The 12,826-nt window shown below is 37.2% G+C and carries 11 protein-coding genes; 9 read left to right on the forward strand and 2 right to left on the reverse strand.

Annotated elements, in window-relative coordinates; all coding sequences use genetic code 11:
- Positions 1 to 68: 68 nt before the first annotated feature.
- Both AWM68_RS18910 and AWM68_RS18915 read left to right on the forward strand, forming a co-directional pair.
- Positions 69 to 1,091, forward strand: coding sequence for a processed acidic surface protein (locus AWM68_RS18910; protein ID WP_066245344.1), 1,023 nt, complete (start codon positions 69 to 71; stop codon positions 1,089 to 1,091).
- Between the two features lie 7 nt (positions 1,092 to 1,098).
- Entirely contained in the window at positions 1,099 to 1,719 is a 621-nt protein-coding gene (locus AWM68_RS18915) for a class D sortase (RefSeq protein ID WP_419865595.1), read from the forward strand.
- Between the two features lie 38 nt (positions 1,720 to 1,757).
- On the opposite strand, the gene AWM68_RS18920 is transcribed toward AWM68_RS18915, so the two are convergent.
- Positions 1,758 to 2,693, reverse strand: a complete 936-nt coding sequence (locus AWM68_RS18920) for a LytR family transcriptional regulator (RefSeq protein WP_156488461.1) — start codon at positions 2,691 to 2,693, stop codon at positions 1,758 to 1,760.
- Positions 2,694 to 2,876: 183 nt separating this feature from the next.
- Positions 2,877 to 3,962 (reverse strand): glycosyltransferase family 4 protein, encoded by a 1,086-nt coding sequence (locus AWM68_RS18925; protein ID WP_066245348.1) that lies wholly within the window; start codon positions 3,960 to 3,962, stop codon positions 2,877 to 2,879.
- 228 nt (positions 3,963 to 4,190) lie between these two features.
- On the opposite strand from AWM68_RS18925, the gene AWM68_RS18930 reads away from it, so the two are divergent.
- The 7 genes from AWM68_RS18930 to AWM68_RS18960 all read left to right on the forward strand — a co-directional run bounded on the left by AWM68_RS18930 (position 4,191) and on the right by AWM68_RS18960 (position 12,825).
- Complete coding sequence (locus AWM68_RS18930) at positions 4,191 to 6,074, forward strand: LTA synthase family protein (protein ID WP_197468201.1); 1,884 nt, start codon at positions 4,191 to 4,193, stop codon at positions 6,072 to 6,074.
- 521 nt (positions 6,075 to 6,595) lie between these two features.
- The gene (locus tag AWM68_RS18935) at positions 6,596 to 7,654 is read left to right on the forward strand and encodes a glycosyltransferase family 4 protein (protein WP_066245352.1); all 1,059 of its coding nucleotides are present in this window, start codon (positions 6,596 to 6,598) and stop codon (positions 7,652 to 7,654) included.
- A 139-nt stretch (positions 7,655 to 7,793) separates the two neighbouring features.
- Entirely contained in the window at positions 7,794 to 8,903 is a 1,110-nt protein-coding gene (locus tag AWM68_RS18940) for a DegT/DnrJ/EryC1/StrS family aminotransferase (RefSeq protein ID WP_066245354.1), read from the forward strand.
- Between the two features lie 79 nt (positions 8,904 to 8,982).
- Positions 8,983 to 9,708, forward strand: coding sequence for a Wzz/FepE/Etk N-terminal domain-containing protein (locus AWM68_RS18945; RefSeq protein WP_066245355.1), 726 nt, complete (start codon positions 8,983 to 8,985; stop codon positions 9,706 to 9,708).
- Positions 9,701 to 10,714, forward strand: a complete 1,014-nt coding sequence (locus tag AWM68_RS18950; protein ID WP_066245357.1) for a Gfo/Idh/MocA family protein — start codon at positions 9,701 to 9,703, stop codon at positions 10,712 to 10,714. The genes AWM68_RS18945 and AWM68_RS18950 overlap by 8 nt, the downstream gene beginning before the upstream one ends.
- A 29-nt stretch (positions 10,715 to 10,743) precedes the next feature.
- Positions 10,744 to 12,060 carry a nucleotide sugar dehydrogenase gene (locus AWM68_RS18955; protein ID WP_066245359.1) on the forward strand — a complete coding sequence of 439 codons (1,317 nt, stop codon included), beginning with the start codon at positions 10,744 to 10,746 and terminating at the stop codon, positions 12,058 to 12,060.
- A 33-nt stretch (positions 12,061 to 12,093) separates the two neighbouring features.
- Entirely contained in the window at positions 12,094 to 12,825 is a 732-nt protein-coding gene (locus AWM68_RS18960; protein WP_066245745.1) for an acyltransferase, read from the forward strand.
- Position 12,826: the final 1 nt, after the last annotated feature.

The raw sequence follows: 12,826 nt of genomic DNA on the forward strand, positions 1-12,826 counted from the left end.
TATATACAAATGTCAATTTTTACCCTATTATTATGTTATTGTTAAATAAAAAAAAGGGTGGGTTTTGGTTGAGAAAATACTTTGCTTTATTGTCGGTTTTTGCACTATTATTTTCGTTATTTCCAACCGTTTCGTTTGCAGAAGTAGATGAGCAAGAACTAACTGAGTATTTAGAAGAAGTTAGTACGGAGCGCGGAATCGAGTTTACAAAAGAGGATCTTGAAGACTATGTGATGGAATATTATGAAGAAGATCTATCTTTTTTTGAAGATGTCACAGAGTTGAGAGATTCATTGGGTCCAGTCATTAAAGCAGACTATAGTAATCTTGAAACAATATATGAAGATTTTGAGTTAGACCAGGAAACATTATTTTCTTTACTTGAAGAAAACGGAGAAAGTATTGATAACTACATATTTGTAGATGATTTATATTTTGACGTAAGCTTTTTCTTAAATGGTGAGGAGATGCCTGAATTCGACGATTTATTCGCAGAGTTTGGTCTGACAGAAAATGAACTCAACGCACTAATGGAACATCTAGTAGCACTAGAGGACAAACTTACTGACCCGGCAATGGAAGAACGTCTGATGGAGCTTGCAGATCGTATGATGGCTTTTGAAGATTTTGAAAGTGTTGACGAACTTACAGATGCACAAATTGCAGAGTTTTTATCTATTGCACAAGAAGTGCTTGAAATTCTTGAGCTTAAATCTGAATTCTATTTAACGAATGGTACGGATACGCAACCACTCACACTAAAAGAACTACTATTTTTAAAAGAAATGAAATCAGGTTACAAACTTATGATCAAACTATCCGACCTAAATGGTAACTTTATTTTAGATATGTTATTTACTGCTGAAATGATAGGTGCTGAAATCATCCAAGAAACAGGTAAAGATATTAAAGAAGTTCCTAAAGTAGTAGATAAGATTGAAAAAATTAAGAGTTCACCGAAACAAAAACATAAAACAGTAAAGGGTGCAAAGCTTCCAAAGACAGCATCTGATTATGGAACAAATATGATGCTAGGTTTCGGAATTGTATTACTTGGTGCTTTTATGTTTAGACGTATAAGACAACAGTAATATGAGGATGAAAAAAAGATTCATATTTTCAGCTATTGCTATTTTGTTTATTGTTTTTGGACTATGGTTCTCATCAACAAATGCATACAAATTTGCTAAGGGTTATTTACTTTTTAAGATAGGACAAGATAAAAGAGAGCAGACTTTTACTAAACCAGAAACAAAAGCATCAGCTACTAAGGAAGTATCTGCTAAAACAGAACTATATACAAATCGACCTAAAGTGGGAGAAAACATTGGGAATTTGTACATCCCGAAGTTAAAAGCGGAATTGCCGATCTTTCATGGAACAAATGAAGATGAACTTGAAAAAGGTGTAGGACACTTTGCAGATAGTGTATTGCCAGGAGAGAAAGATAATTCTGTGCTTTCCGGGCATCGTGACACTGTTTTTAGGAAGCTCGGTGAAGTGAAAAAAGGTGATCTTCTAGTAGTAACAACGACTGCTGGAGAATTTACGTATAAAGTAAAACAAGTCAGAATCGTTGATAAGGATGACCGTACGGTAATTGTTCCTAAGCCGCGGGCAACCTTAACCGTGAGTACATGCTACCCTTTTAATTTTGTAGGGGCAGCACCAGAAAGATACGTTCTTGTGGCTTTTCTTGTAAACTCAAAAGTTAGTTAATAAAAGAGGATGGCTCGATAGAGCCACCCTCTTTATTATTAAAGTTCAAGATGTTTTTTTAGCATAGAGCTAATACGTGTTCTTTCCTCTTCGTTCACATTAAAGTAATATACTCCTCCAATGTTTCCACCTTGTCCATTAATCTCTATAGATTGTACGCTTTTTCTAGCGCCTTTGTAATTGGCTTGGATGTCTTTCATATCGTCAAACGACATATTCGTTGATATGTTATCGCCAAGTACATCTAGTATACTACCTAGTTTAGTAATAGAAGACACCTGTGCACCTTCATTAATAATGCCGTTTACTACCTGGCGTTGTCTCTCATTACGCCCAAAGTCGCCTCTAGGATCTGCTTTTCTCATTCTGGAATAGGCTAGAGCTTCATCTCCAGTAAGATTTAGTGTACCTTTTGGAAAAGAATAACCTTGGTAATTAAAAGCTAATCGTTGGTTTTTTACCCTAACACCACCTAAGGCGTCTACAATTTGTTTAAAGCTTTCCATATTTACTTTCATATAATAATCAATGGGAATATCCAAGAAATTTTCAACTGTTTGAATGGTCATGTTCGTACCACCAAAAGCATAGGCATGGTTAATTTTATCTTGCTTACCTCTACCTATAATCTCTGTCTTAGTATCACGAGGTATGCTCATCATGTAGGTAGAATTATCATTCGGATTTACAGTAACAACCATTAATGTATCAGAACGGCCACGATCACCTTCACGCTCATCAACCCCTAAAACCAATATAGACAACGGATTGGCAGAAAGATCTAATTTATTCTCTCGCTTTTTGGAACCTGACCATTCGCTTTTTTCATGCATTTTGTTAGCCGTTTCTTTTACAGAGTTATAAACATAATAGGTATAACCTGCCCCTGCAAGTAAGATGATACTGAGAAAAATAATTATTACTTTAAGAAATTTCTTTTTTTTCTTTCTTTTTGTATTTGAACGCAACCCCATAACAATTACTCCTTTAAAATAATTTACATATATCATCATTTTTTTACATTGTTTTACATCTTCACTATTATATAAGACTGCATGATAGATTTCAATCCAAAAATTGTATCCATTTACTAGTTTTGCATAGAAGAACAGATAAAAAGTCTATATCGATTTGACATAGACTTTTTTTAGAATTAATTATTTTGCTTTTGAGCGGTTGATGTTTCTACCTTGACCAAATACTTTATCATACATGTAGAGTAATGGTCTGTATTTGTGATGAACTAAACCTATTAGTTCTGCTATTAATTCCAACATTAGCAAAAGGCCGAAAGTTATAGCTAACGAGCCCCACAGCGTTGTAGTTGAGAATATAACGGCGGCTAGACTAAAGATAATGCTTAATATATAGATAATAATAACGGTTATTTTATGTGACAAGCCTAACCGAAGTAATTGATGATGAAGGTGCCCTTTGTCAGCAGCAGAGATTGGCTGTCCATTGGCAAGTCTTCTTAAGATTGCAAAAGTTGTATCAAAGATAGGAACACCTAGAATAATTATGGGTACGACGAAACTGAATAACGTAACACTTTTATATAGTCCGAGCAACGATAGAATTGCGATGCAATACCCTAAAAAAAGAGCGCCGGTGTCTCCCATAAAAATTTTAGCAGGATTAAAGTTGTAAAACAAAAATCCAATTGTTGAACCTAAGACAATCATGGATATGGTTAAAATCATGATGTTTCCATTTAAACCGGCCATAATCGCAATGGTAGCTATTACAATGGCAGAAACTCCAGCTGCAAGGCCATCGAGACCATCAATTAAATTAATTGCGTTTGTAATGGCTAAGATCCAAAGGATTGTAACGGGATAAGATAGTAGATCTAGATCGAATTGTCCTACGAAAGGAATCGTAATAAAATCAATAGCTAACCCAGTGTGAACAACAATAAAAGCTGCTATAAACTGACCTAGTAATTTGTATTTTGGAGATAGGGAGTAAAGGTCATCGATTATTCCTACAATAATAATGATGATGCCAGCGAGCGTGATTCCTTTAATGGATTGATTGTGTAGATCAGCCGCAAAATAACCTGCCATAACCCCTATAAAGATAGCCAACCCACCAAGTCTCGGCATAATCTTTTTGTGTACTTTTCTGGCATCTGGCTGATCAGTAGCCCCTATCAAAATCGCTAACCTTATTACGAGTGGTGTAATGAGTAAGACCACAAAAAAAGAGACGATTGCTGCCATAAATATTTGAAAATTCATAAATACCTCATTTACTTTTTTAATATTTTAAAAAGAGTGAGTAGGTAATTAACTATATTTCTCTTCTCATCATTATAAATTGGTAATCAGTGGATATCAATCTTTTATTCTATTAAAAAGTTGTTTTTTTATCAAAATTCGACAGGTTCACACTTTCAATTATTGGATATATTTACAATTTTGTAATATAATATACGGAAAATGGGATGGAAAGTGAGAATTATAGATTTGAAATCAAATATACAGCAAAACTTCATTTTTGTTGCTTTTATATTTTTTATTTTGCTAGTGGGCTGGACACTGAAGAATATCTATTTTTCAGTAGAGATGGGAATTGTTCCACATAAAAAAGGTATCTTGCTGACGAGCGCTGGCGTCATCTTAATATTAGTCAGCCCTTTAATGGTCCGAATTTCTAAATGGGCATTCAGTTTAACATTTATTCTTTATGTACTAGTTTCTTTCCTTTTATATGCAGATGTTGTATACCAGCGCTATTATCATTCCATTCTTTCTATAGAAATGTTGGGGCAGGCGGGACAGCTTAAAGCTGTCGATGACTCGATTTTGACACTTATGCGGTTAACAGATATATGGTATGGAATTGATCTTTTAATTCTTCTTGTTTTCTTATTTTACCCTCTAAAGAAGGTAAGCTATAAACGCCCAGGAGTTCATTTTGTACTAGTAGCTTTTTGTTTAATCCTTGGATTTAGTTCCATGAAATATACGTATTTGCATCTTGTAAAAGATGACTTTAGTGAGCAATTAAAAGTAGCGAAAACAGGCATCATTCCAACCCATATATCTGAAACGTATAATAGTTACATGGAGCGTATGGCAGCTGCAGAAGTATTCAGCTCGCAAGATTCTATTAAGCAGTTAAAGGAATATGAGAGCGAGTTAGAAAAACGTCAAGAAACTCAGCAGATGTCACCTTACTTTGGTGACGCTAAAGGAAAGAACCTGCTTATGATTCAAGCGGAGTCATTAAATGACTTCGTTGTTAATCTCGAGGTGAACGGCCAAGAGATTACGCCGTATCTAAATGCCTTTATAAAAGAAAGCAGTTATTATCCTAACACGTATCTTCAAATCGGCAGAGGAAATACATCGGATGCGGAGTTTGTGGCCAATAATTCATTATATCCAAGCAAAAAAGATGGTGCCTATCGTACGTATGAAAAAGGGGTATTTCAATCGTTGGGACAAATTCTTAAAAGTGAAGGATATCAAACGAGTGCAGCACATGGAAATGTACCGGATTTCTGGAACCGCAAGAATGCTTACCCCGCTCAAGGGTATGACATTTTTTACAGCAAAGAGCATCCTTCGATAGATGATTCAAATGTTGTTGGATTAGGAATCGATGATAAAAGTTTCTTTAAACAACTTGTTGACATATGGAAGAAAGAAGATAAACCTTTTTACAGTTTTGTTGTTACATTAACCAATCATAGACCTTTTGAACTTCCAAAAGAACATCAAAAACTCAATCTTCCTGCACATATGAATGATACACCTGTTGGCCACTATCTCCAAAATGTGTATTATGCCGACCAAGCTTTTGGGCAGTTATTAGAGGGTTTAAAACAGGAAGGATTATATGAAGATACTGTAATTGTTTACTATGGAGATCACTATGGTCTGATTCCAGATAATGCCGATCAGCTTAAAAAGGACTTAAACATAGTTTTCAACAAAAAAGAAATGTTTAATATTCCATTAGTCATTCATCGCCCAACTCAAACAGAGGGTGAAGTTAACGAAGTCATTGCCAGTCAGATGGACATCGCGCCGACTGTTACTTCATTGTTTGGAACCCAGCAGCCGCTATATCAGCTTGGTTATGATTTAAGTGTAAAAAAAGAAGGATATGTTGGTTTTAGGCATGAGATTACTCCGTTCTCTTTTTTCTCAGAAAAATATGATTTCGAGATGTCATTAGACGGAGTTTTTGAAAATGGAATTTGTACGGATACCCAAACAGGTGAAAAGGTAGACGTTAAAAAATGCAGAAAAAATTATGATCGAGTTCAGTATGAGGTGGAACTTTCTGACTTTTTACTGCAATACGATGCGATTGAAAAATTAAAAAAAGGTAAATTTTGATTTCATAAGATGCTGACACAAAAAGGACGTAAAGTGACCTTTTGATGTGAGCTTTTTTTGCTTTTGGTCATTTTGTTTATTTGAAAAGTTGATTGGAGTGAAAGGTGTGAGACTCTTGGCCGGTGCAAAGCATCACTTCCTGGAAAGCGAGTGGCCTGAAACGGAGATCGACCATTTTTATGAGAAAAATAAAATCGAAAACAGATAACATCCCCGTACTTTAAGACTTTATGGAACAATGATGAGTAAAGGTATAAAAAATATAGGATATTTCACATAATTTAATCGTAATTATATACGTCCTTTATAATTCTTTTGGAGGTTTCATTTTTGGAAATAATTAAAAACTGTAAAAGCTGTAAATTAAGGTTAAGGATTCTTGGTTTATGGGAAATTAAAAGTGATTCTTGTTTTTAATGTTAAGAATTAGTGAAAATTAGATAATGGGATTGATTTCAGCAATAGTTATGATACGATTATTTGCGTAATTTACTAAGACTATTTACTAAAAGGGGATTCTTATGAATTTAAATTTATGGTTTGCTTTTATTGCATCATTCATAACAGTCCTGGTTATAACACCATTTGTTATAAAATTTGCTATAAAAATTGGAGCAACAGATAAACCTAATCATAGAAAAGTACATCAGAAAGTGATGCCGCGACTCGGCGGGCTAGCAATTTTTATTGGTGTAGTAGCTGGATACTTCGCTGGCGGTGTTTACAGTGAACAAGTAACGGGTATTACAATAGCTGCGCTTGTGATTTTAGCAACAGGAATATTTGATGATATGTACGAACTATCAGCAAAAGTGAAGTTGCTTGGTCAACTTCTGGCTGCAGGAATTGTCGTGGCTACGGGCTTAAAAATTGATTTCTTAACGATTCCCTTTGTTGGGGTTTTTGACCTTGGTGTGTGGACCGTTCCAATTACCATTCTGTGGATTATTGGAATTACAAATGCCATTAACTTAATTGATGGCTTAGATGGTCTAGCAGCGGGTGTATCCTTAATCGTAATATCCACAATTGCTTTTCTTGCGGGCTCAGCTGGTATGATGCTTATTTCCACTCTAGCTTTAATCTTAATGGGAAGTATATTAGGATTTTTATTTTATAATTTTAATCCAGCCAAGATTTTCATGGGCGATACGGGTGCTTTATTTCTCGGTTACTCCATCTCCATTTTGTCATTGCTAGGGCTTTACAAATCCGTAACACTTTTTAGTTTTATCGTACCAATCATTATTTTAGGCGTACCAATCTTTGATACAACATTTGCTATTATACGCAGGATCGTTAATAAAAAACCTATTTCTGCACCTGATAAACATCATCTTCATCATCGGTTGCTCGCTCTTGGGTTTTCCCACAGAACAACAGTGATCGCGATTTATGGATTAGGATTAATTTTTGCCATAAGTGCCATCATATTATCGCATTCTACGATGATCGGATCAGTTTTCATATTGATAAGCCTTCTTATCTTTATTGAATTAATTGCAGAAATGATTGGACTCGTACATCATAAATACAAACCATTCATGGCGATTTATCGAAAGGTTACTGGGAAACAATAAAGGGAGCACAAGCCGTTTGCTTACGCGAGCGGCTTTTTAAAAGGACATAAAAAAGGTGTCGAGAATCAAAATATGATAAAATGAGACCTGTGTGTTATGAGTCAAAACAAACAATTTGATTACAAGGAGTTTTGTGAAAATGCGTGTACCAATGCTAGATCTTTCAGAACAATATCAAACTTTAAGAGAAGATATGATTTCAGTATTAGATGATGTAATGGGATCTTCCCGTTTTATCCTTGGAGATAATGTGAAGAAGTTAGAAGCAGATGTTGCTCAATACAGTAATACTAAATATGCAGTTGGGGTCGGTAATGGAAGTGATGCTATTCATATCGCACTTCAAGCAGCTGGCGTTGAAGCTGGTCATGAAGTAATCACTACACCATTTACTTTCTTTGCAACGGCTGGTGCGATTGCACGTGCTGGTGCTACACCGGTTTTTGTTGATATTGACCCTGTAACTTTCAATATTGATCCTTCTAAGATCGAAGCAGCTATTACAGACAAGACAAAAGCGATTATTCCAGTCCACTTATACGGTCAGATGGCAGACATGGATCCGATTGTAGAGATCGCTAATAAACACAATCTTGCTATTGTAGAGGATGCTGCTCAAGCGATTGGTTCTACTTATAAAGGTAAGAGTGTTGGTGAACTTGGAACTGCCGCGACTTATAGTTTCTTCCCGACTAAAAACTTAGGTGCATATGGTGACGGTGGAATGATCGTTACAAATAACGACGAAATGGCAGAAAAAATGTCTGTTATTCGTGTACATGGAAGTAAGCCGAAATATTACCACCACGTACTTGGGTACAACAGCCGTTTAGATGAGCTTCAAGCTGCAGTATTAAATGTGAAGTTTCCTCATCTAGATAAATGGAGTGAAATGCGTCAGCAAAATGCTGCAACCTACACTCAACTATTGAAAGAACAACTAGGTGACAAAGTAGTTACACCTGTTGCTCTTGAAAACCGCAGACACGTGTTCCACCAATACACACTGCGTGTAGAGAAGCGTGATGAGCTACAAGCATACCTAAAAGAACAAGGTATCGACACGATGGTTTATTACCCGCTTTGCCTTCATATTCAGCCTGTGTTCAAAGACCTTGGCTATAAAGAAGGAGACTTCCCAGAAGCTGAAAAAGCTGCTAAAGAAGCTGTATCTTTACCGATGTTCCCAGAGCTGAAATTGGAACAGCAAGAGTATGTAGTTTCACAAATTGCGGCATTTTATAAATAAGGAAATTTGTTCGTCCTCTTAATCAGGGGGCGAATTGTTTCATTTTTAGCATTTTAGCTATAATATTGGAGGTTTTTTTGTGCACGAAGAAAAGCGGTATGTTTTGTATGATTACTTAGTGTTTTTCTGGAATAAAAAATGGTGGTTTCTCCTTTTACCATTGATTACTCTCGGACTGGCATTTTTGATTTCCATGATGCAGCCTGTGGAATACCAAGGAAGAACTATTTTATATACTGGGGACTTGGATGATTCTGAAACTGACCCTGAAGTGATTAAACATCTTTACAAAGATGATCTTAAGGGTAATAGACTGTCTGTAGAAGTCTTTGAAAGAGGACAATTGGTATTTACGATAACGGGCAATAATTCTGCACAAGTCAGTGATGTTATATCATCGATTAGTAAAAAGCATTCTAATGTATTAAATGAAAAATACAATAAGCGAATTCTATCTACCAAAGAAAAAATGCAGAAGAAAGAGAAACACTTAGAGAGCCTTAATAAACTAACAGATGTATACGGAGAGCGGTTAAATGAAGGTTCTCTGTCTCCTGAAGAAGAGTCAAGAATGACCGAACTTCAGTTAGCTTCTATAGAACTAGAGCAACAAATAGATAATAATAAAAAAGATATTGAGTTTTTTGAAAAGCCGCAACAGCTAGCTACAACAGTTGTGGAAAGCGGACGGAATCAAAAACCGATACTTATGCTTGGTTTAGTAGCAGGAGTGTTTTTATCACTGCTCACACTCATTTTATGGAAATACATCGAAGACGCACGGAGGTATAGAAAAAATGATTAAATTTGCCATCGTAGGAATGGGACACATAGCTAAGAAACATGTCGAAGCAATTAATGAGGCAGATGGAGCAGAACTTGTTGCTGTATGTGATGCAGCAGCCGAACGCCTTGAAGAATATTCCGCAAAATACGAAACCTATACAGATCTGGATGAGATGTTGAGAACGAATCAGGATATACAAGTCGTGAATATCTGTGTACCATCTGGTTTGCATGCGCGATTAACAAAGATCGTGGCAGAACACAGGCGTCATATTGTCGTTGAAAAGCCGATGTCTCTGAAGCTAGAGGATTCAGAAGAGATGATTCGTATTGCTAGAGAAAACAATGTGAAACTGGCAGTTGTTCATCCAAACCGATTCCGCCCAGCCATTATGAAGCTGCGTGAAAAGATGGACCAAGGTGTATTTGGCACGATGAGCCATGCGAATGCTACGGTTCGGTGGAATAGAGGACAAGCTTATTACGATCAAGCACCATGGAGAGGCACGAAAGAGTTTGACGGTGGTGTACTCATGAATCAAGCCATTCATAACTTAGACCTTATGCTTTGGTTTATGGGAGAGGTTGAAAGTGTTCAAGCTATGGCAGCTACACGCTTAAGAAAAATAGAAGCAGAAGATGTAGCAGCTGCAGTCGTTCGTTTCAAAAGCGGTGCTTTAGGTGTTATTGAAGCTGCGACAACGATTTACCCGAAAAACCTTGAAGAGTCTTTATCTATTTTTGGCGAAAAGGCTTCTGTGAAGATCGGTGGCAGCAATGCACTCTTTATCGAGACTTGGGATATGGAAGACGGTGTTGAAGGAGAAAAAGAATCTTTCAACGAGTCAATTAAGGATAATCCTCTTGGTAAGCCAGGGCATCAATGGATCATTGAAGATATGGTGCAAGCCGTCCAAGAGAATCGTGAACCGATTGTTTCTGGACAAGATGGCATGGCACCAGTTAAGCTGATTTTAGCGATTCTTGAATCGGCAGAAACTGGAAAAGAAGTAAAGTTAGCATAAGTTTTAAAAGATCAAAGGAGATGTAGTAAATGAGTCATTCAGAACAACTACTTAAAAAGATAGAAAATAAAGAAGCAGTTATTGGAGTTGTAGGACTAGGATACGTAGGTCTTCCGTTAGCTGTTGAAAAAGCAAAAGCTGGATACAGAGTAATCGGATTTGATGTTCAACAAGCACGTGTAGATCAAGTTAATAACGGCGTTAACTATATTGGTGACGTGGTTGATGAAGATCTAAATGAAATGATCAAGTCTGGTCGTTTAGAAGCTACAACAGATTACGCGAAAATCAGTGAAGTCGATGCTGTTGCGATCTGTGTTCCTACACCTCTTGATACTTATATGCAGCCGGATACTTCTTATGTTGAAAGTTCAGCAAATGAAATCGCAAAAAATGCCCACGAGGGAATGTTAGTTGTTCTCGAATCTACAACATATCCTGGTACAACAGAAGAGATCGTAAAGCCAGCATTAGAGAAAACAGGTCTTGTAACAGGAGAAACAGTTTTCATTGCATACTCACCAGAGCGTGTTGATCCAGGTAACAAACATTTTAATACGAAAAACACACCAAAAGTAGTTGGTGGAATTACAGCGAACTGTACAAAAGTCGCAGCAGCTCTTTACCGTGAAGTGCTTGAAGGAGATGTACATGAAGTATCAACTCCTGCAGTAGCTGAAATGGAAAAGATTTTCGAAAACACATTCCGACATATTAATATCGCATTAGCGAACGAGATGGCGATTCTTTGTCAGCGTATGGGTATTGATGTATGGGAAGTGATCGATGCTGCAAAAACCAAACCATACGGATTTATGGCGTTTTACCCAGGACCAGGTCTTGGCGGACACTGTATTCCGATCGATCCATTCTACTTAACATACAAAGCGCGTGAATATAACTATCACACTCGTCTAATTGAGCTTGCGGGTGAGATCAACAACGCGATGCCTGAATACGTTGTAGACCGTGCGATGCGTCTGTTGAACGAAGATGGAAAAGCTCTTCGTGGTTCAAATGTTGTGGTTCTAGGCGTAGCTTATAAGAAAGATATTGATGACATGCGTGAATCACCGGTACTTCCGATTCTTTCACAAATGAATGCTTCAGGTGCCAATGTAACGGTTGTAGATCCACACGTTCCAACTTTCAGATTGGATGGACAAACAGTGGAGACTTACTCACTTACACCTGAACTTCTGCAAAAAGCTGATCTCGTTTTATTAACGACAGATCATACAGCATTTGATTATGAGATGATCGCTCAAAACAGTGATGTATTATTTGATACACGTAATGCGATGAAAGATGTAGAGAATAAACCAGCTCGTTACGTTAAGCTTTAATTTAAAGGTGAGAGTAAGGGGGACTTAGAGATGATGAACTTTGTTGATTCAACGGTACAGTTAGATGAATCTGTAAAAGTTGGACACTTCAGTGTGATTGAAAAAGGGGCAAAGATCGGTAAGAATGTTGTGATTGGAAACCGCGTTACCATCCACGAGGATACAGTAATTGGAGATAACAGCACAATTTCTGATGGAGCTGTTCTTGGAAAACCGCCAAAACCGGCAAAAACAAGTACGGTTAAGCTTTCCGATAATATACCTGCTTTAACCCTTGGTGAAGACGTAACAGTTGGTGTCAACGCGGTGATTTATCGCGGAGCAGAAATCGGAAGCAGCACACTTATTGCAGATCTTGCAAGTGTGCGTGAAAATGTTCAAATCGCAGATTACGTAATCGTTGGACGTGGGGTTACGGTTGAAAACCATGTTTCAATCGGAACACGCACAAAGATTCAATCGAATTCTTACATTACAGCCTATACAACACTGGAAGATCATGTATTTATCGCGCCATGCGTGACTACTACAAACGACAACTTCATGGGCCGTACAGAAGAGAGATTTGACAAGATTAAAGGAGCAATCGTGAAGAAGGGAGCTCGTGTAGGTGGAGCGTCCATCATTCTCCCAGGCATTACAGTTGCGGAAGAAACATTTGTAGCTGCCGGGGCTCTTGTAACAAAGGATACAGAAGAAAAGACTGTCATCAAAGGCGTACCAGCTAAATATAGCAAGCAGGTTGACGAGCGGGAGTTGTTATAAC

Source organism: Fictibacillus phosphorivorans (assembly GCF_001619875.1).
GTDB lineage: Bacteria > Bacillota > Bacilli > Bacillales > Fictibacillaceae > Fictibacillus > Fictibacillus phosphorivorans_B.

Coding starts and splice junctions, on each gene's coding strand:
- AWM68_RS18915 (WP_419865595.1), top strand. CDS start 1,099: ATGAAAAAAAGATTCATATTTTCAGCTATTGCTATTTTGTTTATTGTT.
- AWM68_RS18920 (WP_156488461.1), bottom strand. CDS start 2,693: ATGGGGTTGCGTTCAAATACAAAAAGAAAGAAAAAAAAGAAATTTCTT.
- AWM68_RS18925 (WP_066245348.1), bottom strand. CDS start 3,962: ATGAATTTTCAAATATTTATGGCAGCAATCGTCTCTTTTTTTGTGGTC.
- AWM68_RS18935 (WP_066245352.1), top strand. CDS start 6,596: ATGAATTTAAATTTATGGTTTGCTTTTATTGCATCATTCATAACAGTC.
- AWM68_RS18940 (WP_066245354.1), top strand. CDS start 7,794: ATGCGTGTACCAATGCTAGATCTTTCAGAACAATATCAAACTTTAAGA.
- AWM68_RS18950 (WP_066245357.1), top strand. CDS start 9,701: ATGATTAAATTTGCCATCGTAGGAATGGGACACATAGCTAAGAAACAT.
- AWM68_RS18955 (WP_066245359.1), top strand. CDS start 10,744: ATGAGTCATTCAGAACAACTACTTAAAAAGATAGAAAATAAAGAAGCA.
- AWM68_RS18960 (WP_066245745.1), top strand. CDS start 12,094: ATGAACTTTGTTGATTCAACGGTACAGTTAGATGAATCTGTAAAAGTT.